This window comes from Sphingobacterium sp. UBA6645, assembly GCF_002455685.1.
Classification (GTDB): Bacteria; Bacteroidota; Bacteroidia; order Sphingobacteriales; family Sphingobacteriaceae; genus Sphingobacterium; species Sphingobacterium hotanense.
The window spans coordinates 32442-57383 of record NZ_DKLH01000097.1 but is presented as its reverse complement, the minus strand read 5'-3'; the positions used below and the strand labels follow the sequence as shown (position 1 = coordinate 57383).

The 24942-nt window shown below is 40.7% G+C and carries 26 protein-coding genes; 1 reads left to right on the top strand and 25 read right to left on the bottom strand.

Going from position 1 to position 24942, the window contains the following annotated elements:
* Nucleotides 1-39: 39 nt before the first annotated feature.
* From B2400_RS17540 to B2400_RS17430, 23 genes are all read right to left on the bottom strand, one after another.
* A complete protein-coding gene (locus B2400_RS17540; RefSeq protein ID WP_149527470.1) occupies nt 40-228 on the bottom strand; it encodes a hypothetical protein in 189 nt (62 codons plus the stop codon).
* A gap of 162 nt (nt 229-390) precedes the next feature.
* On the bottom strand, nt 391-1773 hold the full coding sequence (locus tag B2400_RS17535) for an NADH-quinone oxidoreductase subunit N (protein WP_293935409.1): 1383 nt from the start codon (nt 1771-1773) through the stop codon (nt 391-393).
* A gap of 19 nt (nt 1774-1792) precedes the next feature.
* On the bottom strand, nt 1793-3241 hold the full coding sequence (locus B2400_RS17530; protein ID WP_293935406.1) for a complex I subunit 4 family protein: 1449 nt from the start codon (nt 3239-3241) through the stop codon (nt 1793-1795).
* 19 nt (nt 3242-3260) lie between these two features.
* Complete coding sequence (gene nuoL, locus B2400_RS17525; RefSeq protein WP_293935404.1) at nt 3261-5183, bottom strand: NADH-quinone oxidoreductase subunit L; 1923 nt, start codon at nt 5181-5183, stop codon at nt 3261-3263.
* A gap of 29 nt (nt 5184-5212) precedes the next feature.
* Nucleotides 5213-5542: an NADH-quinone oxidoreductase subunit NuoK gene (gene nuoK / locus B2400_RS17520; RefSeq protein ID WP_153512829.1), complete on the bottom strand. Its 330-nt coding sequence runs from the start codon at nt 5540-5542 to the stop codon at nt 5213-5215.
* Entirely contained in the window at nt 5535-6041 is a 507-nt protein-coding gene (locus B2400_RS17515) for an NADH-quinone oxidoreductase subunit J (RefSeq protein ID WP_260039798.1), read from the bottom strand. Before B2400_RS17515 ends, nuoK begins: the two co-directional genes overlap by 8 nt.
* Nucleotides 6042-6044: 3 nt before the next feature.
* Nucleotides 6045-6572 carry a NuoI/complex I 23 kDa subunit family protein gene (locus tag B2400_RS17510; RefSeq protein WP_260039800.1) on the bottom strand — a complete coding sequence of 176 codons (528 nt, stop codon included), beginning with the start codon at nt 6570-6572 and terminating at the stop codon, nt 6045-6047.
* Nucleotides 6573-6578: 6 nt separating this feature from the next.
* On the bottom strand, nt 6579-7619 hold the full coding sequence (nuoH, locus tag B2400_RS17505) for an NADH-quinone oxidoreductase subunit NuoH (protein ID WP_149527477.1): 1041 nt from the start codon (nt 7617-7619) through the stop codon (nt 6579-6581).
* Between the two features lie 12 nt (nt 7620-7631).
* Nucleotides 7632-8648: a 2Fe-2S iron-sulfur cluster-binding protein gene (locus B2400_RS17500; protein ID WP_293935394.1), complete on the bottom strand. Its 1017-nt coding sequence runs from the start codon at nt 8646-8648 to the stop codon at nt 7632-7634.
* 23 nt (nt 8649-8671) lie between these two features.
* Entirely contained in the window at nt 8672-10027 is a 1356-nt protein-coding gene (gene nuoF / locus B2400_RS17495) for an NADH-quinone oxidoreductase subunit NuoF (protein WP_293935391.1), read from the bottom strand.
* A 4-nt stretch (nt 10028-10031) separates the two neighbouring features.
* Nucleotides 10032-10559 (bottom strand): complex I 24 kDa subunit family protein, encoded by a 528-nt coding sequence (nuoE, locus tag B2400_RS17490; protein WP_293935389.1) that lies wholly within the window; start codon nt 10557-10559, stop codon nt 10032-10034.
* The gene (locus tag B2400_RS17485; RefSeq protein WP_293935387.1) at nt 10552-11787 is read right to left on the bottom strand and encodes an NADH-quinone oxidoreductase subunit D; all 1236 of its coding nucleotides are present in this window, start codon (nt 11785-11787) and stop codon (nt 10552-10554) included. Before B2400_RS17485 ends, nuoE begins: the two co-directional genes overlap by 8 nt.
* Before the next feature lie 14 nt (nt 11788-11801).
* Nucleotides 11802-12305 carry an NADH-quinone oxidoreductase subunit C gene (locus B2400_RS17480; RefSeq protein ID WP_149527481.1) on the bottom strand — a complete coding sequence of 168 codons (504 nt, stop codon included), beginning with the start codon at nt 12303-12305 and terminating at the stop codon, nt 11802-11804.
* A complete protein-coding gene (locus B2400_RS17475) occupies nt 12298-12852 on the bottom strand; it encodes an NADH-quinone oxidoreductase subunit B (protein WP_149527482.1) in 555 nt (184 codons plus the stop codon). The genes B2400_RS17480 and B2400_RS17475 overlap by 8 nt, the downstream gene beginning before the upstream one ends.
* Before the next feature lie 28 nt (nt 12853-12880).
* On the bottom strand, nt 12881-13261 hold the full coding sequence (locus B2400_RS17470) for an NADH-quinone oxidoreductase subunit A (RefSeq protein ID WP_293935381.1): 381 nt from the start codon (nt 13259-13261) through the stop codon (nt 12881-12883).
* A 115-nt stretch (nt 13262-13376) separates the two neighbouring features.
* A complete protein-coding gene (locus B2400_RS17465; protein WP_293935379.1) occupies nt 13377-15119 on the bottom strand; it encodes a tetratricopeptide repeat protein in 1743 nt (580 codons plus the stop codon).
* 27 nt (nt 15120-15146) lie between these two features.
* Complete coding sequence (locus tag B2400_RS17460; protein ID WP_293935377.1) at nt 15147-16094, bottom strand: PstS family phosphate ABC transporter substrate-binding protein; 948 nt, start codon at nt 16092-16094, stop codon at nt 15147-15149.
* Between the two features lie 279 nt (nt 16095-16373).
* Nucleotides 16374-17255 (bottom strand): energy transducer TonB, encoded by an 882-nt coding sequence (locus B2400_RS17455; RefSeq protein ID WP_149527487.1) that lies wholly within the window; start codon nt 17253-17255, stop codon nt 16374-16376.
* A 27-nt stretch (nt 17256-17282) separates the two neighbouring features.
* Entirely contained in the window at nt 17283-17840 is a 558-nt protein-coding gene (locus B2400_RS17450) for an ExbD/TolR family protein (protein ID WP_149527488.1), read from the bottom strand.
* Between the two features lie 9 nt (nt 17841-17849).
* Nucleotides 17850-18506, bottom strand: coding sequence for an ExbD/TolR family protein (locus B2400_RS17445; protein ID WP_293935373.1), 657 nt, complete (start codon nt 18504-18506; stop codon nt 17850-17852).
* A gap of 98 nt (nt 18507-18604) precedes the next feature.
* Nucleotides 18605-19438, bottom strand: a complete 834-nt coding sequence (locus tag B2400_RS17440) for a MotA/TolQ/ExbB proton channel family protein (protein WP_293935371.1) — start codon at nt 19436-19438, stop codon at nt 18605-18607.
* A gap of 419 nt (nt 19439-19857) precedes the next feature.
* A complete protein-coding gene (locus B2400_RS17435) occupies nt 19858-20208 on the bottom strand; it encodes a translation initiation factor (RefSeq protein ID WP_293935369.1) in 351 nt (116 codons plus the stop codon).
* A gap of 3 nt (nt 20209-20211) precedes the next feature.
* A complete protein-coding gene (locus B2400_RS17430) occupies nt 20212-21087 on the bottom strand; it encodes a diacylglycerol/lipid kinase family protein (RefSeq protein ID WP_286650843.1) in 876 nt (291 codons plus the stop codon).
* A 225-nt stretch (nt 21088-21312) separates the two neighbouring features.
* On the opposite strand from B2400_RS17430, the gene metK reads away from it, so the two are divergent.
* The gene (gene metK, locus B2400_RS17425; protein ID WP_286650844.1) at nt 21313-22566 is read left to right on the top strand and encodes a methionine adenosyltransferase; all 1254 of its coding nucleotides are present in this window, start codon (nt 21313-21315) and stop codon (nt 22564-22566) included.
* 66 nt (nt 22567-22632) lie between these two features.
* Here metK and fabD read toward each other — a convergent pair whose 3' ends face one another.
* A complete protein-coding gene (fabD, locus tag B2400_RS17420) occupies nt 22633-23523 on the bottom strand; it encodes an ACP S-malonyltransferase (RefSeq protein ID WP_293935365.1) in 891 nt (296 codons plus the stop codon).
* A gap of 34 nt (nt 23524-23557) precedes the next feature.
* Nucleotides 23558-24787: a M16 family metallopeptidase gene (locus B2400_RS17415; protein WP_293935363.1), complete on the bottom strand. Its 1230-nt coding sequence runs from the start codon at nt 24785-24787 to the stop codon at nt 23558-23560.
* Nucleotides 24788-24942: the final 155 nt, after the last annotated feature.

Sequence of the window (24942 nt, the reverse complement as noted above, 5' to 3'; positions counted from 1 at the left end):
AGCCGTTGGGATTGTATTGTTAAGAAGTTGTTATTCTTTTTATTGTGCCGGTTCAGTTGGCAGAATGATGTCGCTGCTATCGCTTGATAATGTGTCAGTTGGTGCTAAGTTCGGATCCAAAGTCACGGAATCTTGAGCAGTCGTAGAACCAGTTTCTACCTTTTTCTCTTGGCAGGCAGATAAAGAAAAGATGGCAAGTGCTATTAATGATATCGAAAATGCTTTCATGCTTGTTTTGTAATGATTGTCTTGCTGGGTAAACAGGTTTATTGCGCTATTGTTGATAAAATGATGATAAGGGGTATTTTACCCATAGCCTCCCGTATAAATACTTTTCAAAGAAAAGCCCCGATAGATAAACTATCGGGGCTAAATATTTTAATATAATTCTTAGATCAATCGAATAATCAGATCAGGATAAATACCAATCAAAATGGTTAAGATGACAGCTAATCCGAATACGACCTGAAAGTTCATCGGAAGCTGTAGCTTGGTCTCTTCTTCAGACTTCATAAAGTACATATGCACGATAATGCGGAAGTAATAGAAGATACTAATTGCAGCGTTGATTGCTGCTAAGATCAATAATACGGTGTGATAGTCGTTCATCACGGTACTAAACATCATGAACTTACCGATAAATCCTGCAGTTAAAGGAATACCAGCCAGAGATAGCATGGCAATGGTAATCGCAAATGCTAGACCTGGATTTTTCTTTCCTAAACCGTTAAAGGATTCAAATTGATCAGATCCAATATGGCGTTTCACTAGAATCAAGGCTCCAAACGCGATAATCGAAGAAAGTCCGTATGCGACCGCATAGGTTAAAATACCGGATGCAGAAGTCGCTCCAATGGAAAGGATAGCAAACAACATATACCCAGCATGAGAGATACTCGAGTATGCCATCATACGTTTAAAGCTGGTCTGCATCAATGCGGTGATATTCCCGACGAAAAGTGTAATGATTACAATCGTCAATAAAATTGGCGTCCAGAATTCATTCAGTGGGATTAGCACAGTGCTGAACAAACGAAGGAACCCTGCGAAGGAAGCTATCTTAACCACCGTGCTCATAAAACTGGTGATCAGGATTGGCGCGCCATCATACACATCCGGTGTCCAGAAGTGGAAAGGTGCAACACCTACTTTGAAGCATAGTCCCACCAACATCAAAAGGATACCTCCGTAAAACAGTGGTGATATGCCCGTCGGATTGCTGATAATATACTCTTTTAAGGCTGTTAGATCGAACGTCCCTGTTGCTCCATACATGAGGGTTATTCCGAATAATAAGAAGCCCGTAGAGAAAGCTCCCATTAAGAAGTACTTCAAAGAGGCCTCGTTAGATGCTTTATCTTTTCGACGAATACCTACAAGGATGTATAGTGCCACAGACATGATTTCTAAGCCGATGAACAACATAGCGAAATTATGGTATGCACTGACCAACAATGCTCCTGTTAAAGAGAAAATGATAAGTGTATAGTATTCAGCTATGTTATCTGAGAAACTGTTGAAATAATCCTTGGAAAGAAATAAGATCAATATGGTCAATGAGATACACACGATGGAGAAGGATAGCGCAAAATGGTCAAATAGAACCATTCCTTTATACAAAGTAACTGCCTCAACATTCCAATAATACACCTCAAACGCCAATGCTCCCAGTAATCCTAAGATACTTACAGGCAACAATGCATTCTTTGCTTTGAACAAGCCCAAATACAAAATAAGAATACCTAATAAAGAAAGCGTAATAATCGCACCCATAATATATTGTTAACTTGTTCTATTTAATCTGTTGTAATAATTGATTCACCGATGCTTCGGAAATATTCAGTAACATATTCGGCAATATACCGATAAGAATAACCAATGCAACAATTAGTACCAATACTAATACTTCTACTCCTTTAATGTCTGTTACAACCATATTGGTTTCGGAGATATTCCCCAACATTGTTTTTTGAAATAGTCGCAACATATAAACCGCTCCTAAAATGAGTGTCGTCCCGCCAAATACAGCAAACCAAACTCCATGGTCGGTATAACTGAAGATCCCTTTTAATAATAGGAATTCGCCGATGAATCCATTTGTCAATGGTAAACCGATTGCCCCCATAATGATGATAAGAAAGCATGCTGCTAGAATCGGCATACGCGATGCAAGACCGCCTAAATCGGCAAAGTTTCTTGATCCGGTACGTTGTTGAATAATATCAATGACGAAGAATAGTCCGACAACGGATATACCGTGGTTTATCATTTGAATGATGGCACCCTGCAATCCCTCTTGTGTCAAGGAGAAAATCCCGGCGGAGATCAATCCTACGTGCGCAATAGATGAATAGGCAATTAGACGCTTTGCATCATTCAACTTAAAGGCAATCAATGAACCGTATACCACGCCAATGATACTTAATATCATAGCGAATGTACCGTATTGCGCTACTGCCTGCGGTGCAAGCGGAAGTAACCATCTGAGCAGTCCGAAGAGTCCCATTTTCAACATGATACCTGAAAGAAGCATCGTTCCTGCAGCAGGCGCATGTGTATAAGTATCGGGTTGCCAAGTATGAACCGGGAGCAAAGGAATCTTGATTGCAAATGCAATAAAGAATGCCCAGAACACCCAAGTTTGAGAACCTTCTGTTAGCGATAGCTTCGTAAGTGTTGCCCATGAAAGATCGTTCGTTCCTGTCTGTTGATATAAATAAATAATCGCGATCAACATCAATAAACTTCCGAAGAATGTGTAGATGAAGAACTTTAGATTGACACGAATGCGATCGCCATCACCCCATAAAGCACAAATAAAATAAATTGGAATAAGCGCTGCTTCCCATCCGACATAGAAAGAGAAAGCATCCAATGAAACAAATACCAACACCAATCCGGCTTGCATGAAGGATATCAGGGCATAGAAATTCCCTGATTTGTTATGTGCAAAACTCGCTAATATGATTAATGGAATCAACCCATTGGTTAAGATAACCATCGGTAGGCTAATTCCGTCGAGTCCGATTTGAAAATTTATCCCAAGACTTTCAATCCAAGAAAAGGATTGTGCAAATTGAATGCTGGCATCCGGAATGAAATTGCATATGAATGGGATAGTTAATCCCAGTTGTAATAAAGACAAAAGCAATGCTGCCCATCTTGCAGACGAGGACTTGATAAATGCTAGGATTATAGCACTTATAACAGGTAATAGCAGCAGTATAAAAAGGTTATCCATTGATTCCTAAATTCTTTTACTAGACGGTAAATAATCCATACAACATGATTGCAATAACGCCTATTACCATCATGAAAATATAAAACCCAACATGACCACTTTGGAGTTGTCTGATTCCTTTTCCAGAAGAGACAAACAATTCGCCTATTCCATTCACCAGACTGTCAATACCTGATAGCTCGACGATACGGTATAAGAACTTCGACAAGCCATTTAAAGGGCGAACAAACACACTATTATAAATCTGATCGATGTATAGTTTCTGGTAGGAAAGGTTGTATAGGCCTGTTGTAGGCGCTTCGGCATCCGCTGCAGGGATATCATTTTTCTTCACATATTTATTATAAGCAAAGAATGCCATCACGATAGCTCCCACTGCAGAAGCTCCCATCAGGATAAATTCTGTGGAATGTTCCATGTGGAATGGCTCAACGATCGCGTTGGTTTGTTGAAATACCGGGCTTAGGAAATTGGCTAACCAATGTCCACCGCCTAATGCTTCTGGAATATTCAATAAACCGCCGATTACGGATAATATAGCCAATACGATCAATGGTACAGTCATCTGCCATGGCGACTCGTGTAAATGATTCTTTTGATCGGCTGTTCCTCTAAATTCGCCGAAGAACGTTAGATACAATAAGCGGAACATATAAAATGCGGTACACAATGCGCCTAAAAATCCTAATACCCAAAAAATAGGGTTCGCGAGGAAGGCGTGCGCTAAGATCTCATCCTTGGAGAAAAAACCTGATAATGGAGGAATTCCCGCAATAGCGATTGTTCCTATTAACATCGTTACGTAAGTAATCGGCATTGCTTTTTTCAGCCCACCCATGGAGCGCATATCCTGGTCATTGCTCATCGCATGGATGACCGATCCTGCACCCAAGAATAATAGCGCTTTAAAGAATGCGTGCGTTAATACGTGGAAGAATGCTCCTGTAAAAGCTCCTACCCCTAAGCCTAAGAACATATATCCTAATTGGGATACTGTTGAATAAGCTAATACTTTCTTAATATCGTTTTGTGTAATTGCAATAAAGGCAGCAATTAAAGCGGTGGCAATACCAATGATTGCAATGATCTGCATGGTTACTGGTGAAAGCGTAAACATGATGTTCGAACGCGCGATCATATAAATACCCGCTGTCACCATCGTCGCTGCGTGGATAAGGGCAGATACCGGTGTGGGTCCGGCCATCGCATCCGGCAACCAGGTGAACAACGGAATCTGGGCCGATTTACCTGTAGCAGCGACAAATAACAATAAAGTGATAGTCAACAAGGTAATATCGCCCATCGGTAATTTGCCTGCCTCTGTAAACACGGCTCCGTATTCTAAAGAACCAAAGTTGAAGATGATAAAGAACATAGCGATCAGAAACCCTAAGTCGCCGATTCGGTTCATCACAAAGGCCTTCTTCGCAGCTTTAGCATAAGAACTGTTCTTATACCAGAACCCAATCAATAGGTAAGAGCAAAGCCCGACGCCCTCCCATCCGATAAACATCACGAGATAATTGGATCCTAAGACCAAAAGCAACATGAAGAACACGAAGAGGTTTAAATAGGAAAAGTACTTGCCATAGCCTGGATCACCATCCATATAACAAGCAGAATATAAGTGAATCAGAAACCCTACACCGGTGATGATCAATAACATGATCGCACTCAGGGGATCCACTAAGAATTTAATGTCTACACTAAAGTTTCCAACGGTAAACCAGTTGAAAATCTCTTTTACAAAAATGCCGTCCTCCCCTAACTGCCTCGCTTCGTATACTTCTTTAAATACACCACAGCTTAGCAAGAAGGACGTTAATATAACGCCGCAACCAATTATTGAAATCAATGGTTTTGGGAAAGTATTTCGCAACAATCCCACAATCACGAATCCTAAAAAGGGAATTAATGGTATGGCCCAAATTAATTCTATCATAGCTAGTTTCTATCTAAATGCTTTTCTAATTACCACCTTAATTTACTTAAGGATTCTATATCCACCGATTTCGTATTTCTATATACCATAATGATGATGGCAAGCCCTACGGCTACTTCTGCTGCCGCCAATGCCATAATAAAGAATACGAATACTTGTCCGCTGGGATCTCCGCGATAAGCAGAAAAAGCAGCTAATAATAGGTTCACTGAGTTCAACATGAGCTCAATCGACATCATGATGATGATGACGTTACGACGAATGAGTACCCCGGTTACTCCAATCGCAAAAATAATACTGCAGAAAATCAAATAATGATTTAGGGGTATCCCCTGCATATTTTGAATAAGACTATCCATTTTGTTTAACTCGTGTTTCTTTTTTCGCTAATAATACGGCCCCTACCATCGCTGTCAATAGCAGGATCGAGGAAATCTCAAATGGTAATAGGAAATCTCTAAAAAGAACTTTCCCTAAGTTCTTCACTAAACCGATGTTCTCATGTCCCTGTACTATCTCATTGTTGGATTCCAACAGACGAAAAGCGCCTAGGAATGTTACGATAAGGCACATTCCTGCGATTACTCCCATAATCTTTACCAGATTAGTTCGCATCGGCTCGGTATCCTTGTTTAAATTCAACAGCATGAGCACAAAAAGGAATAATACCATGATGGCACCCATGTACACTATGAAGTTTACCGCGGCAAGGAACTGTGCATTAAGTAAAATGTAATGAACGGTAAAAGTCGCAAATGTTATCACCAAGTACAAAACACTATGTACCGGATTCTTTGTGAAGATGGTCATCAACGCAAAGAATATGGATAGGAATGCTACAAAATAAAATATCGTCATCTCTTAGTTAGTAATTGGTTGTTGATTTAATTTCGTGATATCGAACTTTGGTTCCAACAACTTATCTTTTCCATAAATAAAGTCTTTACGTAGATAGTCCGCTGTTACATGCTTTCCATCTAAGTAAATAGCTTCCTTAGGACAAGCTTCTTCACATAAGCCGCAGAAAATACAGCGCAACATATTGATCTCATATACTACCGCATATTTTTCCTCCCGGTACATAAGCTCTTCACCTTTCTTACGCTCGCCTGCTGTCATTGTGATGGCTTCTGCTGGACATGATAATGCACATAATCCGCAAGCTGTACAACGTTCTCTCCCAAGCTCATCGCGCTTCAGCGAATGCTGTCCACGGAAGTTCTTGGAGTACGGTCGAATCTCTTCAGGGTACTTAACTGTCGGGATCTTTTTGAAAAAGTGTTTGATCGTAATCGACAAACCCTTCGCGATCGCCGGCAAATATATTCTTTCCCAAAAGCTCATCGGCTTTTGTTCTAATACTTTCTTTCTATTCGATAAGGATTGCATACCAAATTATTTAAAATATTCATCAACAACAATGGTCACTACCCCTGTCAATACGATATTCGCGATCGCAAGAGGTATTAACATTTTCCATCCTAAATTCATTAATTGGTCATATCTGAACCTTGGCAAGGTCCATCTAATCCACATAAAGAAGAAGATAAATCCGAAAATCTTTAAAAAGAATACCAAAACACCGATAATGGTAATCCAATTTTCAGAAAGTCCCAAGTCATACATGAATGGGAAGTTATAGCCTCCGAAGTATAATGCTGCCATCAATGAAGAAGACACGAACATATTAATATATTCCGAGAACATATATAAACCGAGCTTCATCGAAGAATACTCCGTATGATAACCACCAACCAGCTCCGTTTCACACTCAGGAAGGTCAAAAGGCACGCGATTACATTCAGCAAATGCACAGACCATAAAGATCAGAAATCCTAACGGCTGAGCCCAAATATTCCAATTAACAAAACCTGACTGTTGAGCGACAATCTCCCCTATCGACAAGGTCTGAGTGACCATTAAAAGAGCAATGATCGAAAGTCCCATAGCAATCTCGTAGGATATACTCTGCGATGCTGCACGAATTGCCCCCATCAGCGAGAACTTGTTGTTCGATGCCCAACCACCCAACATAATGCCATAAACACCCAATGCAATTACACCGAAGATATACAATATCCCGATATTAACATCCGCCACTTGAAGCGTGATTGTATTATCGCCGATGGTTAGGTTTTGTCCCCACGGTATTACTGCCGAACTAATACAGGCCGTTATAATGGCCAAGGTTGGCCCTAATATAAATAATGCTTTATGAGCACCGGCAGGAATAATCTCTTCTTTAAAGAAGAATTTACCGCCATCACATAACGGTTGTAGAATACCACCAATACCCGCTCGATCCGGTCCGTAACGGTCCTGCATAAAGCCCGCGATCTTCCGTTCGGCTAAGGTAGAGTACATGGCAATGACCAAAGTGATTACGAAAATAATAACCACTAAAATTAATTTTTCTAAAATAAAGGCTGTTTCCATCTTCCCTTCCTATTACTTTAATTTTTCAGACCTCGCTAGCTGCTCCACGTTGGCTTCCTTCAATTGAGGATTGTCCTTGATTACAGCTGGTGGATTAAATGCATAATAATGGTTTGAGGCAATTACGGACTGATCGCTCACATCGGTTGGATGCTCTAAAACCCAATCATCTGTATGTTTCTTCTCAAAGCGGCATGTATTACAGATGAACTCATCTACTTCATCATATTCATCTTTTCTGCCCGTCACCCGGATTACATCGGTTCCTTTGTACCAAAGGGTTACTTTTCCAGAACAGGTCGGACAGTCGCGATGTGCATCTACGGGTTTGGTGAACCATACTCTGTTTTTGAAACGGAAGGTTTTATCCGTCAATGCCCCAACAGGACACACGTCAATTACATTCCCAATAAAGTCATGGTCTAAAGCATTCTCAATAAAAGTAGAGATTTCCGCGTGGTCGCCACGGTAGATGACACCATGCTCACGTTTACCAGTCAATTGGTTGGCTGTGTATACACAACGGTAGCATAAGATACATCTATTCATGTGAAGTTGGATCTTATCGCCCAAATCTACACGTTCGAATGTTCTTCTTTCGAATTCATAACGTGTATTGACCGAACCATGCTCATAACCTAAATCCTGTAACTTACATTCTCCAGCCTGATCACAAACCGGACAATCTAACGGATGATTGATCAGAAGCATCTCAACGACTGCTTTTCTCGCCTCTACCACGTCGGGAGACGTAATGTTTTGTACTTCCATTCCGTCCATCACCGTTGTTCTACAAGAAGCAACAAGCTTAGGCATAGGGCGAGGGTCTTTCTCTGAACCTTTACTTACTTTTACCAGGCATGTGCGGCATTTACCTCCACTACCTTCCAATTTTGAATAGTAACACATCGCTGGTGGCACAATATCCCCACCAATTTGACGTGCTGCATTCAATATAGTCGTTCCGGGATCCACTTCAATAGTGATTCCATCGATACTAACTTTAAATTTTTGAATTTCTTCTGCCATCGTCTCGATCTTTAAAATAGCTGCTACTGAGTCACCGGTTCCAATGGGTCAGCATAATGTGCTAAACCATAGTTTCTTTGCTGAGACTCCCCAGGGTTAAGGATATGCCATTCAAATTCGTCTCTAAAGTGACGAATTGCAGCCGCCACAGGCCACGCTGCTGCATCACCCAATGGACAAATGGTATTACCTTCGATTCTACGTTGAATATCCCACAATAGATCAATATCCTCTAAACTACCATTACCCGATTCAATCTTGTAAAGCAGTTTCTCCATCCACCCCGTTCCCTCGCGACATGGTGAACACTGTCCACAGCTTTCATGTCTATAGAATCGTGTATAATTCCAAGTATTTCTTACGATACATTGATCTTCATCGAATGCAATAAATCCACCAGATCCCATGGCTGTTCCACTAACGAAACCTCCATCGGCAAGGGATTCATAAGTAATCAAACGAGGATTACCATTGATCGTCTTGGTTATTAGATTTGCTGGCAAAATAGGCACGGAAGATCCTCCCGCAACAACCGCCTTTAAGCGCTTGCCATTTGCAATCCCTCCACAGTACTCATCCGAGAAGATAAATTCTTCAACAGGAAGTCCCATCTCGATTTCATACACACCAGGCTTTACCAAGTTTCCGGACGCCGATATTAATTTGGTTCCTGTACTTCTTTCAATACCTATTTTCGCATACTCCTCGCCGCCATCATTAACGATAGGCACGGTCGCAGCGATAGACTCTACGTTATTTACTACTGTCGGACATCCATATAAACCTGCTACCGCAGGGAATGGAGGCTTAATCCGTGGATTACCACGTTTCCCCTCTAATGACTCTAATAAAGCGGTCTCTTCACCGCATATATAAGCACCTCCTCCCGGTTGAACATAGATTTCTAAGTCATAGCCCGTTCCAAGGATATTCTTTCCTAACCAACCCGCTTCTTTTGCCTCTTGAATCGCCTTTTCCATAATGCGAATCTGCGGCATCATCTCACCACGGATATAGATATATGATATATTTGCGCCTAATGCATAACTGGAAACAATCATCCCCTCAAGCAAAGCGTGAGGAATATGTGTCATTAAGAATCTGTCCTTAAAAGTACCTGGTTCAGACTCATCACCATTACACACCAAATAACGTGGAACACCCTCTGGTTTTGCCAAAAAGCTCCATTTCATCCCGGTTGGGAATCCTGCGCCACCACGTCCACGAAGCCCTGATTTCTTTACTTCTTCCACAACATCTTCCGGAGACATCGTTTTCAAAGCCTTCTCAACAGCACGATATCCCCCCTTTTCCCGATAAACGGCAAGGGTGTTGATACCTGGTACCTGAATATGTTCTAATAATAATTTACGTCCCATATTGTTAAGCCTCGCTTTTCGCTTTTTCTTTTAATTCGTTAATAAGCTTATCTACACTTTCCTCCGTCAGGTTTTCATAGAATGTGTAGGAAGGACCGATTTGTAATACTGGTCCGAAACCACAAGCAGCCAAACATTCTACACCTCTCCATGAGAAAAGGCCGTCCGCAGTGATCTCCCCTTCTTTAACACCCAAGGTCTTTTCGAGATGTCCCATTATTCTTTCTGCTCCTACTAGGCAACAAGGTCCCGTACGGCATATTTCTAATAAGTATTTCCCTTGCGGCTGAAGCAAGAACATGGTATAGAAAGTCGCTACTTCGTAAACTTCAATCGGTTGAATATTTAAAAATAACGCTACTTTATCCATAGCATCCACACTCAACCATCCGTATTCTTCCTGAACTAAATGAAGTATAGGCAGAAGAGCAGACTTTTGTTTATCTGCTGGATATCGGCTCACTACATCTGAAAACTGGTTCAATAGTTCTGCCGAAAACTCGACAATAAGGTTTTCTTTAACACTAAGCATCTAATTCTCCTGCTATAACATTTAAACTACTCATATTAATAATCGCATCCGAAATCAACATCCCGCTGCTCATGGGAGCAAACATTTGGTAATTGATAAAAGATGGTCTTCTAAAGTGCAAGCGATAGGGTGTTCTACCACCATCATGAACCAGATAAAATCCAAGTTCACCATTTGCGCCTTCTACAGCCTGATAAACCTCATCCTTTGGAGCATCCCACTCACCCATCACAATCTTAAAGTGATAGATCAATGCTTCCATATTGGTGTACACCTGCTCTTTTGGTGGCAGATAAAAATCTGGCACATCCGCATGAAATACGCCCTTCGGTTCTTTTTCGATTTTTTCTAAAGCTTGTTCGATAATCCGCATCGATTGCCACATCTCTTCATTACGAACCATGTAGCGATCATACACATCTCCGTTGGTTCCTACAGGAACATCAAAATCAAACTCCTCATACGAGCAATATGGCGAATGTGCTCTCACATCATAATCCACGCCGGTAGCTCTTAAAATAGGGCCCGACCAGCTATAGCTCAACGCCTCTTCCGGAGTAACAGCAGCTACATTAGAAGTACGTTCAACGAAAATTCTATTTCTATCGAAAAGCTCTTGGAACTCTTTTAGTACCGGAGGGAAGCGCTTTAAGAATTCTCTGATCTTCGCAAATGCTACATCATTGAAATCCCGCTCAAAACCGCCGATTCGACCAATGTTTGTCGTTAAACGAGCGCCACAGATTTCCTCATATATCTCATAAATAAACTCGCGTTCCTGCATCACATACAAGAAGCCCGAGAAAGCACCTGTATCAACCCCCAAAATACCATTACAAATGATATGGTCGGCAATACGGGCAAGTTCCATCACGATAACGCGCATATATTGCACTCGTTTTGGAATCTCAATATCTAACAGTTTCTCTACCGTCATGTGCCAGCCCATATTGTTGATGGGCGAGGAACAGTAGTTCAGACGGTCGGTTAAAGGTGTAATCTGATAAAATGGTCTATGTTCCGCGATTTTCTCGAATGCACGATGTATATAGCCAATAGTCGACACACCACTAACAATTCGCTCTCCGTCGATCTGTACGACGTTTTGAAACACCCCATGTGTTGCAGGGTGAGTAGGACCGATATTCAGGGTTATCAACTCATCTTGAGGATCATTATCTTCAAAGACAGGGCTGTTTGATGAAATACGGGTTATTGGTTTACTCATGATAGCGAATTCACTTAACGTCCAAAATAAAAGTCTTTCTTATCTACACGGTTCGGATCCTCTAACGGATATTCCTTACGCATAGGAAAAACACCTAAATCATCCATATTCAATATTCTTCTTAAATCCGGATGACCTTCAAAATCAATCCCAAAGAAATCGTATGTCTCACGCTCCATCCAATTGGCACCATTCCACAATATAGTTGCCGAAGGAATGCTTAGACTTTGCTTGTCTAAAAACACTTTAATACGAATTCTGACATTGAATATCAAACTATGAACATGATAAACAACAGCAAATGCCTTTTCCAATTCTGGATAATGCACAGCCGTGATATCGGTCAGATAGATAAATTGCAGGGCATTATCCTCCTTCAGTAAACGAAGGACATCAATGATACTTGTTTTATCTGTTACTATGGTCAGTAGGCCTTTCGGCTCTGCTACATGCAGAATCTTATCACCGAACTGTGCCTGTAGCTTTTCTAATACTTGCTGATTGGTCAACTTATCCATTGTCTGTTGCAATTCCGTATTTCTCCAAGAGCGCTTTGTACTCTGGAGTATTCCTTCTGTTTAACGATTCATTTTTCACGATATCCTGAAGACGCAACACGCCGTCTAAGATTGCTTCAGGACGCGGAGGACAACCCGGGACATATACATCGACAGGAATAATCTCGTCAATCCCTTGTAATACGGAATAGGTATCAAAGATACCGCCGCTAGATGCACATGCTCCGACAGCAATAACCCAACGAGGTTCTGCCATCTGCGTATATACCTGCTTTAATACGGGCGCCATTTTCTTTGCGATAGTACCCATCACCAAAAGCATATCCGCCTGGCGTGGAGAGAAACTTGGCCTTTCCGCGCCAAATCTCGCTAAATCGTATGTAGAACCCATTGTAGCCATAAACTCGATCCCACAGCAGGAAGTTGCAAAAGGAAGTGGCCAAAGCGAATTAGCACGTGCTAATCCAATAGCTTTATCCAAGGTCGTTGCGAAAAATCCCGCACCTTCAACACCCGGAGGCGCATCTGATAAGGTAATATTGCTCATTTCAGTTATTTTTAAAGGAAAGTTTGGATTAATCCCAATCCAAGGCTCTCTTCTTGATGATATAAATAAACCCTAATAACAGCAAGCCCATGAAAACAAACATTTCCACAAGACCTTGCCATCCGAACTCTCTGAAGTTCACAGCCCAAGGATACATGAATATAACCTCGATATCAAAAATCACGAATAGAATTGCGACCAAGAAGTATTTAATGGAAAACGGTTGTCTGGCATTCCCAACAACCTCTACGCCCGACTCAAATGAGCCGAGTTTATTTTCAGTTCTAACCTTCGGACCAATAAGGTGCGTTCCGATGATCGTGGTAACCCCAAAGCCCACTGCTACAATTAATTGAATTAATATGGGTAGATAATCAATTGGTGTACTCTGACCTGCTAGCTCATTCATACATTCAGTTTAAAGTTTATTAGTAGTCTAACAAAAATAGAAAAATAAGTCATAAAAAAAAGGGACTCTTGTCACCAAAAGCCCCTTTTTTCTTATTTTGAATGATTATAAATTACTATTGATTTAGTACATCAACCATTTGTTTTGCGAATGGATCTTCTGCATTGATTTTCAATGATTCCGCAAAGTGAGTCTTCGCTTTAGCTGTATCACCTTTCAAGTATGCATAGTAACCTAAGTAGTTATGAGCGTCGGCTGCGTATGCTTTTTGGGCATCTGTCAAGTTTGTGCTCGATGCAATAGCTGCTAATAACTCAGTGAAAGAACCAACGAACAATCCTTTAGCGTTTTCAGCATCGTGAATCACGTTGTCTAAAGCTAACTCAGATAAACCTTTGAAGTATAATGCATTCACTCTATACTTGTCAATAACCTCTTGCTTTGTTGCTTTAGCTACCAAATCCAACGATTTAACAGCCGACTCTAAGTGAGGTTTTGCTTCTTGGAATTTAGCCGCAACTACTTCTGGAGTAGCTTCACCCTCTGGAACAGAAACTAATTTCGATCCTACACCGTACTCACCAGTACCCAGGTAATAGTTAGAATCGTAGTAGTAATCAGACTCTGGGTTTGAAGCTGGGAAAGCAAATAACTTTCTAGCAACTTCTTCTTCACCATCTTGTAATTTAGCGAATGCAGTTTCTGCTACTTCTTCATCTAAGTTCTCATCTTCACTTTGTTTCGCGATAGCGATCTTTAGATCTGCATTTCCTTGAGCCTCATTACCTGCGATGATTTCGCCCATCCCTTTGATCAAATAGTCACGCGCGATCAAACGACTAGTATCGACTTTAGAGAATAACTGATTCATGTACTCCAATGATTTCGGATAGTCTTTATCTTGCAAGAAAGAGATGTATCCTAAGTAGCGGAATACTTTCGCATCTACTCCAGCTTGATTCGATAACTCTTGAGAAACTGTTTTCAATTCGTCATAGTTACCCGAATAAACCAAGAAGTCAGCATAACGTACTTTAGCGTCAAGAGATGCATCCCCTGTTAAAGACAAGTACTTTTTATAGTTTTCCACTGCCTTTTGGTTGATCTCACGATATTGCTCTTCTGGAGCTTTTTTAGACGATAAGTAATATGTCTCCGCTAATTCACGGTAGATTGGACCATACTCAGGGTTTTCTGCTGCCAATGTAGTCAATTGCTCCAATACCACGTCATATGCCTGCGCACGACGGGAGATGATTGCCTGACCAATTTTAGGCGCCAATAACTTATCATTTAAAGTCAAAGCATCACGGTACGCTACATACGCGGGGCTACTCTCACGCAAACCTGCATATGCATCTCCAAGAGCTGTCGGAATTAACGCGTCTTTAGGACCGCCTTCTTTAGCTTTTGTCAAATACTCAACCGCTTTTTTGTAGTCCGGTTTTGGCGCATCAATATACGCTCTACCGATGTAATACAAGGGTAAATAATCCTTCTTACGAAGACCAGTTGTAGCTTCAGTAAACTTTGACTCAGCGCCACTAACATTACCTTTCTCCAACTCAACAATACCCAATCCGACAACGTTTAATTTCTCTTTTGGAGCGTTTGTTACACCTTGTTGAAAAACATAAGCAGCCGAATCAACTTTATCATTCACTAGGTGAATCTGACCCAAATAAAAATAGTTTTCACCATCTTTTGCTTTTTTCTCTACTAGTTGCTGAAGCATGCCCTTGGCTTTATCATATTGCTCCGCTTCGATAGCAGCTTTTGCGTCTTTTAAACTTTGCGCACTCACTGTACCTACAGCACCCGCTAACAAAAGACTTAAAAATAATTTGCTGTTTGTCATAATCTATTATTTACTCTTTGTTATAAACTAATTTATATTATCCCTAATAATAATTTCTCTACCTGGCATAGTCGCGGGCAGTAACCCCGACTTTAACACGATACGTTGCCCACGATCACCTGTTAAGAATGCCGAAAACCCTATTCCTAATCCCAAATTGGGCTGATAATTCAGAACGTAAAACTCCGACTTAAGTGGGTACTCATCAGTGGCAAATGTTGTCTGCGATGGCTTGAAATAACCACCTACACCCCGTTTTTCGTCGTTTTGAAGGCTTAAGATACGAATTTTATTTTCTTCTCCAAACTTCCTACGGTAATCTAAATATTGACCATAAGACATCGCCCCTATCGCATTACTATTCGTCAATAGGTATTCGAAAACTTCTTCTGTATTCTTTAGCCCCTTTACTGAAACACCAGAAACCTTATCAATGTTTGTTAATTCTTTCACACGTCTCAATGTGCTTGAATTTACATTGTCAAAAACTAATGTCTTGGACTTTAACTCACCTGTCAACAATGAAGATAACGTTTTTATGTCCATTGAAGTATCGGCCTCTGCAATATTATTTACAAAAACTACGCCATCGTAGAACACCGGATAAATTCTCGGTTTGATCGAACGTTGGTCAAACCCAGCTCCTTCTTCCTTGGTCAACTGTCGAGCCAATACGGCCAACGACGCATCACCTTTTAATAAGGCATTGATCGCTTCGCGCTCCGGCAAGGGTATCAAATTAACTTTCGCATTGACGTAGCTATCTTTAAACACCTCCACCTGCTCCAGCATAATCGGATAAATCGCTTCATCGACAATTACAGACATTTCACCCGTCAAGATATCATCTTTCGCTACAGGTGCTTCCTTAGTAGCCTCGTCTCCCCCTTCGTTCGACTTTTTCTGCGAACAGGATACAACCAAAGCTAGTCCTAAGAAAAGCATAATAATACGATATATGCTATGCTTTCTCATATAACAATTAGATTGAAAAAATGCGCTAAGGATTAATTAATTCCTAAAGTTATTTTGCCACAGACGAGCAAAACGCATAAATGAATAAACAATTAGGAGCACGCCAAATAGCGTTTTATACGTAGGGTCGATTGGAATCGGGAAGTTGTCCCAGAAAATAATCAGGATGCCCAATACGAAATAAAAGGCGAACATGACTAGTCCTAAAATGGACAGAAATCGCTGTGTGGGCGATTTCTGTCTAAAATTATTTCTTGTTGAATGATTCGACATATCGAACTACATTTGTGACAAGTCTAAGCGCAAAGGAATTGAATAGCGTACAGGAACTGGACGACCGTTCTGAATACCTGGGCTCCATTTTTTAGATTTCTTAAGTGTATTGATCAATGCTTGACCAGTACCGTAAGATAAATCTCTGTTAATTTTGATGTCTGTTACATTGCCAGACTTATCGATTACAAAGGATGCTTCAACTGTTCCTTTTACCCCAGCATCAATCGCAGCTTGTGGATAAGAGTAATTGTTTTGTACCCATGAACGGAAGGCATTAACACCTCCTGGATATTCTGGTTGTACTTCGATAGCTTCGAAATCATATACACGATTCGCATCACCACCTTCTACACCTTTTGTACTACCTGTAATCGCACCTTCAACTTTTTTCGGGCCGAACTCACCTGTAGGAACCCCAGCAGCGCCAGGTGTACCTTTCAACGTGATACGCGCAGGAGTAGCGTTTTTCTCTTTGATCTCTTCCTGAGATACAACTTCCTCTTTTACTTGTCTGGCATCAACAACCTTTGGCTCTGGGAAACGGATTAAGTCTTCCGCAGGTGGCTCTTCAGCAATACGTTGAGGAGGTGTTTCTTCTTCAGGAATTGGCTCTTCCTCTTCCTCAGGCTCAGGAATCTCTAAGTCTTCCAAGGTTACCTCAGTAACTACAGGAGCTTCCTCAACTTGTTTCTCAGGAAAAATCTTGATATCGAAAGCCTTTACGGCTACGAATAAAAGAACAACTGCCGAAACGGAGAATAAAGCGATATTTGTTGCAACTGGTGCATACTTACGTAATGCATAAGCTCCATATTCTTTATTTCTATTCTCGAAAACGACATCTAGCCATTCTTTCTTAAATAAATCTAATTTTGAACCTATCATGTTTTTCCAATTTTTTTATCCTGAATATTAGTCGTTATAGATTCCATTAGATTTTAAAACTTCAACCTCCTCAGGCTTGATTTTAGAAATCATATAACGTTTAATATCCGTGATTTTCATTTCATCTAATATATCAACGAGGTTACGTTGAACTGATTGATCACTTGGACGAATAACGACGATTAAGTCCTTACCCTGCGCTACCTTTGGAACTTGTGCTTTCTTTTCTAAAAGAATCTTACGAATTCCTTCTTTACTGTAATCAACTACAGTTGGAGGGGTAATCGGTTTTTCCAATTGACCATAATACCAGGCAATTTTGTTATCTGAGCCTAATAGCAAAGTGATTGAGCGGTTATCCGCGATGTCAATCTCTGGCTGTTTTTCATTCCAGTCTTTGTTCTTATCAGGCATCGCAACGTCCATTGCTTGTGGCTTGTTCAAAGATGTTGTAAGCATGAAGAAGGTAATTAGAAGGAACGCTAGATCCACCATCGCGGTTAAATCTACACGGCCTCCGTTTTTCTTCGACCTTACCTTACCACCTTTTTTGCCACCACCGGAGTCTTGATTTAATTCTGCCATTTTACCTTATTAATTTTCCTGACGTAAACCGGTAACAAAACTAAATTTGTTCTGCTTTTGATTTCTCAGGGTTTCAATGATCAAATTCATTATTGAATACTTCTCCTCAGCGTCTGCCTTGATTGCGACTTTCATCGGTCCCGGATCCGTCCAGTTTTTAACCTTAGACTCTTGGTCACGATTGAATTCTACTGTTGCTAGACGAGCTTGCTGTACCCATTGGTACAACTCGTTTGAATTCGCTTCCGTACTATCCACAGGAATACCTGGTTGGATATCTTCCGTACGTTTGTCATTCTCTAGCGAAAGTAGGGCACGCAAATTCTTGATAGGAACACCGAACTCGTCTAATGCTTTAAACTTCTCATAATCTTCGTCCGAGAATCCGATGCCGTATTTAGCAGACATGTTCTTCAAAGTTATTTTTCTAACTTCCGGGTTTTTCACCCCAAAGAACACTTTTCCTTTGTTACCCACTGTAATTACCGATAAGTTATCATCTGGCAATTTGTCCAGTGTAGTCGACGCTGGCGTATCTACTGGCATTACTTCTGGCTGACGCGCAGTTGCAGTCAATACGAAGAAAGTAAGAAGTAAGAAAGACACGTCACACATCGCCGTCATGTCGATGGTGGTACTGGCTCTTTTTACTTTTGCTTTTCCCATTTCTTTACTTCTTTAAATGAATACTCTATTTCGTTCTATTATAATGATGATTAGAAGTTGAACATTCCATAAAAAATTTTCAACTTTTTTAAATCATCTTATTTGTGGTTCGCAGCGTATGTTTGTACGATTGAGAAACCAGCCTCGTCGATAGAGTAAGTTAATGTATCGATCTTAGAAGTTAAGATGTTGTAGAAAATAATAGCGATAGTTGATGTACCGATACCTGTTGCCGTGTTGATTAGGGCCTCAGAGATACCGTTTGCTAATTTAGCTGAATCTGGAGCACCACCTGTTGCCAATGCCGAGAAGGCCTTGATCATACCTGTTACAGTTCCTAATAGACCTGTTAATGTACCGATAGATACTAATGTTGCGATAACAGTTAAGTTTTTCTCTAACATAGGCATCTCTAATGTTGTAGCCTCTTCGATTTCTTTTTGGATTGCTAATACTGATTTTTCAGTATCTAATCCTGGATGTGCTTCAACATCTTTGTATTTTAATAAACCAGCTTTGATTACGTTTGCAACAGAACCTTTTTGTTTGTCACACTCTTGAATAGCTGTATCAATGTTACCAGCTCTTAATAAACCTTGTACTTTTCTTACAAAGTTTCCTACATTTCCAGTTCCAGAAGCTTTACCGATAACGATGAAGCGCTCGATTGAAAACACCCATACCATTAAGAATAATCCTAGAAGTACTGGTACTACGTAACCAGCGTGGTAAACCATACCGAAATAGTTACCTGGTTTTGGTTGGTTGTCTGGGTTGTTGTCGATAAAGTTGTTAGGATCACCCATTACAAACTTGTAAACCAAGAAACCAATGATTAAACAAATGATAATTGCTAAACTCGCAAATAAATTACCCGCATTGCCACTGTCTTGTTTAGCTGGGGCTGTTGTAGTTTTTGGTGCGTTTGCCATTTTTACTAATTTTTAGATTTTTTACTGTTGTTTAATTATTAAGTTAAATTCAATTTAATGCAATCCAAATGCCGTTATATTACATTAATTCAAAACAAATATAGCATTTTATGTTAAAAACAAAATTAATTTGAAGATATCTGATTGTACACCTTTTTGGGGTCTGTTATGTTTTCATTGATATGCTTCAGCAGTCTCCAATCAATGCCTACTCCTTTGTATTACATAACGGTTGAATATTCCTGTCATATTTTTTACAATGAAAACCATTTTTTTTTTGATATGCAAATTATCAAATCGTTAAATGTTAAAATTAAGTGAGCATTCACTCACAAAGAGTCAGTGTCAAATCATTGTCATCACGACAGAAATCTAAACTATTTCTTTGTTTTTTAGTCATTTAGCACAGATTCATTCCCTTAGCCACCAAAACCCTTTACCTGATATCCCTCCGCCTGCAAATATTGGATTATTTTATCCTTAAATTCACCTTGTATCAATATCTCACCGTCTTTCGAACTACCCCCAACACCACATTTCTGCTTCAAAACCTTCGCTAAAACGTCTAAATCATCCTGCGTACCTATAAATCCCGTAATTAAAGTAACGACTTTTCCCTTCCGCGCTTTACGATCTAAGCCCACTTTCAACTTTTGCTTCCCATTCGGCAAAGTCTCCACCTTCTCTTGATCATCCGACTCGACGTAGGAGAAATCATCCGATGTAGAATATACTATTCCTTCAAAACGCTGCTTTTTCTGCTTACTCATCTCTTAACATATTATATTTAACGCTCGTTCCATCACTTCTATTTCAATTCGCTGCCCTAATTCTTTTGGCTCTCCATCTAAATGCACCGGATCTTTACCCTCCTGCTCGATAATAATATGCTTCCCGGGTATGATTTCCACATATTCCGACTGGTCTGCAGTTTTATTGAAAAGATGAAAAATCATCATCGGCAAAGTATAGAGTGGAAACTTATGCACAATACAGACATCCAACAAACCATCGGTAATCGAAGCGTTAGGCGCGATATACGCATTATTGCCATATTGCGGAGAATTGGCAACTGAAATCATAAACGCTTCGCGCTCATATTCTTTGCCATCAATCTTCAGTTTATATTTTTTGGGTTTATAATTACTGAGCACATTGATTGCCGTTCTTAAGTAGCCAACCGGTCCACGGAAGGTCTCATTCGCGAATTTATCGCTGACAGAAGCATCAAACCCTAAACCGGCAATATTGAAAAAACGATCCTCCCCCACTTTTGCGCAATCAACTGCAACGGAATCAAAGCGATTTAAACGACGTAATGCCGCCGATTCATTCATCGGAATCCCTAAATACAATGCCAGTCCATTTCCCGATCCCTCCGGAATAATCCCCAGTGGCGTGGCTGTGCCAGCCAAGGCAGAACCTATCTCGTTTATCGTTCCATCTCCTCCCACAGCGATCACTGCATCGTACTTTTCTTCGATGGCTTGAATCGCTAGTTCATAGGCGTGATTTACATGATTGGTGGTCTTAAAAGTAGGTTCGAATCGGGAGAGATCTAGCACCTCTAAAACTTGTTTATTGAACGCTGTTTTCTTCTTACCTCCTGATACTGGGTTCACTACAAACAGAATGCGTTTTTTTGTCATTTCAATATCTAAATTCCGCTAAAGATAATAATTTGAACGAAATACTTTTTAAATATTGCAAAGTATCGTAGCTTTGTGCCACACAAAATGTGGACTGATTTGCATTTTGCATTATTATAATGTAAATGGGAGATTGCAACCACAGTAAAAAAGTGCTAAAACTATCTTTAACCGTGTTTTTCCACTCGCTGTAAAGTCTTTTTCCCCCAATTCGTTTGAATATTTATGGCTTATTTATTTACTTCCGAATCTGTATCTGAAGGACATCCAGATAAAATCGCAGACCAAATTTCGGACGCTCTAATCGACAACTTTTTAGCATGGGATGAAGATTCTCGTGTAGCAATTGAAACCCTTGTAACTACTGGTCAGGTAGTTTTAGCTGGTGAGGTAAAATCTAAAATTTATTTAGATGTACAAAAGATCACTAGACAAGTAATCGAGAAAATCGGCTATACTAAGTCCGAATATATGTTCGAGGCGAACTCCTGCGGCGTGCTATCGGCGATTCATGAGCAATCGGCAGATATTAACCAAGGAGTAGACCGCATCAATAAACAAGAGCAAGGCGCAGGCGACCAAGGTATCATGTTCGGTTATGCGAACAATGAAACAGAAAACTATATGCCTTTAGCATTAGATATCTCACACCGCTTGTTGTACGAACTTGCAGCACTACGTCGTGAAAACAAAGAAATCACCTACCTACGCCCCGATGCCAAGTCGCAAGTTACTTTGGAATACGACGACAATCACCAACCTATCCGAATCGACACGATCGTTATCTCAACACAACATGATGACTTCGCCTCCGAATCGGAAATGCAGGAAAAAATCAAAACAGATATCATCAATATCTTGATCCCTCGTGTTAAAGCACAATTGAAACCAGAACTTCAAGCTTTATTCAATGCTGAGATCAAATACCATATCAACCCAACCGGCAAATTTGTAATCGGTGGACCTCATGGTGATACGGGTTTGACAGGTAGAAAGATCATCGTAGATACCTACGGTGGTAAAGGTGCGCACGGTGGTGGTGCATTCTCTGGAAAAGATCCTTCCAAAGTAGACCGTTCTGCCGCTTATGCTACCCGTCATATCGCTAAGAACTTAGTTGCTGCCGGTGTTGCAGACGAAATCTTAGTTCAGATTTCCTACGCTATCGGCGTAAAAGACCCAATGGGTATTTATGTAAATACGTATGGCACATCGAAAGTAAACAAAACGGATGGCGAAATTGCTGAAGTAATCGCTCAGTTATTTGACATGACGCCATACGGCATTGAAACGAGATTAGGATTAAGAAACCCTATCTACGCGGAAACTGCTGCTTATGGACACATGGGAAGAACTCCAAAAACCGTAACCAAAACTTTCGAAAACTCTAATGGTGACTCCAAAACGATGGAAGTTGAGTTGTTCACTTGGGAGAAGTTAGATTATGTTGATAAAGTAAAAGCTGCTTTTGGAATCTAAAAGAAGCATAACAATAAATAAGAAAGGCTGCATGATGTGCAGCCTTTCTTATTTATATAGGAATTACTATTCTCCAATTTTCGCTGACGCCGTAGGAATCTGGCGATCAACTTTCTTTACTAAACCTTGTAAAACAGTACCAGGTCCAACTTCTACAAAGCTTTCGGCACCGTCGGCCAGCATCGTCTGTACCGTTTGAGTCCAACGTACTGCGCCTGTCAATTGTGCAATTAAGTTTTCTTTAATAGCAACCGGATCTTGATATGGAAGCGCATCCACATTTTGATAGATCGGACAAACAGGAACTTGAATCTCAACGTCAAGAATAGCATCCTGTAATTCTTTTTTCGCTAATTCCATCAATGGAGAGTGGAATGCCCCACCAACATTCAACTTAAGCGCGCGTTTCGCACCTGCCTCTAATAACAATTCGCAAGCCTTATCAACACCGGATACAGAACCCGAGATCACCAATTGGCCTGGACAGTTGTAATTTGCAGGAACTACGATATCGCCGACCTCTGCACATTTTTCCTCAACGATAATATCTTCTAATCCTAAGATCGCAGCCATCGTGCCGGGCTCAGCTTCGGTAGCCTTCTGCATCGCATTAGCACGCTTTGCAACCAAACGCAGACCATCCTCAAAAGTTAATGCACCGGCAGCAACCAATGCAGAAAACTCACCTAAGGAGTGTCCAGCAACCATAGCAGGTTGAAAGTCGGCGCCCAACGCTTTAGCTAAGATAACCGAGTGCAAGAAAATAGCAGGTTGGGTTACTTTGGTTTGTTTAAGGTCTTCTTCTGTTCCATTGAACATGATATCCGTAATGCGGAAACCTAAAATATCATTAGCTCTTTCGAACAAGGCTTTCGTTTCTTCATTTAAATTGTACAAGTCTTGGCCCATGCCAACAAACTGAGCTCCCTGTCCTGGGAAAATATAAGCTGTTTTCATATGGAATTCTTTATTTAGCAAATATAAAAATAAGTTAATCTTCGGGCACAAAAGTCAAGGAGGATAATTTATCCGCCGCAAATAGGTCTTGCGAAATGCCATGAATCTCTTCCACAGTGACTGCATCAATCTTAGCAAACACCTCTTGCAGCGAGATGACACGATCGTAATCCAAGAGATTTTTCGCTTCAGCGATAATCATGCTCATGCGATTCTCTTCTGCCAGGGCAATTTGTCCTTTGAATTTTGTCTTAGCCCGATCGAGGAAACTGGCGCTCAAAGGCTGCTCTCTAAGTTTATTCAATTCTTTTTGAACCAACTTCAATGCTCGCTCGGCCTTTTCCTCGTCCGTCCCAAAATATATACTAAAAAGCCCCGTATCACTGTAGAGGCTATAGTTCGACTCAATAGTGTAAGCAATACCGTACTTCTCACGAATATTAAGATTCAAAATAGAGGCCATTCCAAAGCCCCCTAAGAGACTATTTAATAAAAGGAGACCAGTCTTTCGATTATCGTAGATGCTGTAAGCATTGCTCCCCAAAACGCAGTGTACTTGATTGATCGGTCTTTGCAGTTCTACTTTCGCCGCTTTGGCAAAAGAAAGATCCTCCCTGGCATGATCCCACTCATATACCTGCACTTGGCCAAAAAGCTTGTTCGCCAACTTTAAAACCTTCTTTTCATCATAATCCCCCGCGATGGCGATAACCATTTTCGAAGTCGCATAATGCTGCGCGATAAAGGTCTTGATATCATCCTGTACAATCCCCTTCAAATCGTCCTCAAGCCCCAAAATATTATGTCCTAAGCCAGACCCCTTAAAAATCTGGTCTTCAAAATCATCCATAATCGATTCCTCCGGACTATCCAGATAAGAAGCCATCTCATCTAAGATCACCCCTTTCTCCTTCTCCATCTCGTCCTCCGGAAAAAGCGAATGGAAAACGATATCCTCAAATAAATCCAAGGCCCTATCCAAATACGGATTCAAAAAGGACGCCTGTATACAAGTATACTCTTTCGTCGTGTAAGCATTGAGGTCGCCTCCGACTGCCTCCAAACGATTTAATATCTGATTCGTCGAACGGCGTTCCGTCCGCTTAAATAAAAGGTGTTCAATAAAATGCGCGGTACCGAACTTCCCCATCTGCTCATGCCTCGACCCCACATCTACAATCAGACATGCATGAGTAATAGGCGAAGCCTGCGGATGTAGTAATATCCGCAAACCGTTATCAAGCTGGAAAATTTTATGATCCATAGTTAGTGCAAAGGTAGGAATTAGACATTAGATTTGAGATGTTAGACAATTGATTTAGGATTTGCGACTTTACTGCTTCAATTAAGAACATTTGATGGGGTAGAAAGTTTAACGTCTAATGTCTATATAAAAAGCGGCTCCCAATTTACTCGGAA

What these genes read in the sequence shown, in the direction of transcription:
- B2400_RS17540 (WP_149527470.1), bottom strand. Translation starts at nt 228, where the DNA reads ATGAAAGCATTTTCGATATCATTAATAGCACTTGCCATCTTTTCTTTA.
- B2400_RS17535 (WP_293935409.1), bottom strand. Translation starts at nt 1,773, where the DNA reads ATGGGTGCGATTATTACGCTTTCTTTATTAGGTATTCTTATTTTGTAT.
- B2400_RS17530 (WP_293935406.1), bottom strand. Translation starts at nt 3,241, where the DNA reads ATGGATAACCTTTTTATACTGCTGCTATTACCTGTTATAAGTGCTATA.
- nuoL (WP_293935404.1), bottom strand. Translation starts at nt 5,183, where the DNA reads ATGATAGAATTAATTTGGGCCATACCATTAATTCCCTTTTTAGGATTC.
- nuoK (WP_153512829.1), bottom strand. Translation starts at nt 5,542, where the DNA reads ATGGATAGTCTTATTCAAAATATGCAGGGGATACCCCTAAATCATTAT.
- B2400_RS17515 (WP_260039798.1), bottom strand. Translation starts at nt 6,041, where the DNA reads ATGACGATATTTTATTTTGTAGCATTCCTATCCATATTCTTTGCGTTG.
- B2400_RS17510 (WP_260039800.1), bottom strand. Translation starts at nt 6,572, where the DNA reads ATGCAATCCTTATCGAATAGAAAGAAAGTATTAGAACAAAAGCCGATG.
- nuoH (WP_149527477.1), bottom strand. Translation starts at nt 7,619, where the DNA reads ATGGAAACAGCCTTTATTTTAGAAAAATTAATTTTAGTGGTTATTATT.
- B2400_RS17500 (WP_293935394.1), bottom strand. Translation starts at nt 8,648, where the DNA reads ATGGCAGAAGAAATTCAAAAATTTAAAGTTAGTATCGATGGAATCACT.
- nuoF (WP_293935391.1), bottom strand. Translation starts at nt 10,027, where the DNA reads ATGGGACGTAAATTATTATTAGAACATATTCAGGTACCAGGTATCAAC.
- nuoE (WP_293935389.1), bottom strand. Translation starts at nt 10,559, where the DNA reads ATGCTTAGTGTTAAAGAAAACCTTATTGTCGAGTTTTCGGCAGAACTA.
- B2400_RS17485 (WP_293935387.1), bottom strand. Translation starts at nt 11,787, where the DNA reads ATGAGTAAACCAATAACCCGTATTTCATCAAACAGCCCTGTCTTTGAA.
- B2400_RS17480 (WP_149527481.1), bottom strand. Translation starts at nt 12,305, where the DNA reads ATGGATAAGTTGACCAATCAGCAAGTATTAGAAAAGCTACAGGCACAG.
- B2400_RS17475 (WP_149527482.1), bottom strand. Translation starts at nt 12,852, where the DNA reads ATGAGCAATATTACCTTATCAGATGCGCCTCCGGGTGTTGAAGGTGCG.
- B2400_RS17470 (WP_293935381.1), bottom strand. Translation starts at nt 13,261, where the DNA reads ATGAATGAGCTAGCAGGTCAGAGTACACCAATTGATTATCTACCCATA.
- B2400_RS17465 (WP_293935379.1), bottom strand. Translation starts at nt 15,119, where the DNA reads ATGACAAACAGCAAATTATTTTTAAGTCTTTTGTTAGCGGGTGCTGTA.
- B2400_RS17460 (WP_293935377.1), bottom strand. Translation starts at nt 16,094, where the DNA reads ATGAGAAAGCATAGCATATATCGTATTATTATGCTTTTCTTAGGACTA.
- B2400_RS17455 (WP_149527487.1), bottom strand. Translation starts at nt 17,255, where the DNA reads ATGATAGGTTCAAAATTAGATTTATTTAAGAAAGAATGGCTAGATGTC.
- B2400_RS17450 (WP_149527488.1), bottom strand. Translation starts at nt 17,840, where the DNA reads ATGGCAGAATTAAATCAAGACTCCGGTGGTGGCAAAAAAGGTGGTAAG.
- B2400_RS17445 (WP_293935373.1), bottom strand. Translation starts at nt 18,506, where the DNA reads ATGGGAAAAGCAAAAGTAAAAAGAGCCAGTACCACCATCGACATGACG.
- B2400_RS17440 (WP_293935371.1), bottom strand. Translation starts at nt 19,438, where the DNA reads ATGGCAAACGCACCAAAAACTACAACAGCCCCAGCTAAACAAGACAGT.
- B2400_RS17435 (WP_293935369.1), bottom strand. Translation starts at nt 20,208, where the DNA reads ATGAGTAAGCAGAAAAAGCAGCGTTTTGAAGGAATAGTATATTCTACA.
- B2400_RS17430 (WP_286650843.1), bottom strand. Translation starts at nt 21,087, where the DNA reads ATGACAAAAAAACGCATTCTGTTTGTAGTGAACCCAGTATCAGGAGGT.
- metK (WP_286650844.1), top strand. Translation starts at nt 21,313, where the DNA reads ATGGCTTATTTATTTACTTCCGAATCTGTATCTGAAGGACATCCAGAT.
- fabD (WP_293935365.1), bottom strand. Translation starts at nt 23,523, where the DNA reads ATGAAAACAGCTTATATTTTCCCAGGACAGGGAGCTCAGTTTGTTGGC.
- B2400_RS17415 (WP_293935363.1), bottom strand. Translation starts at nt 24,787, where the DNA reads ATGGATCATAAAATTTTCCAGCTTGATAACGGTTTGCGGATATTACTA.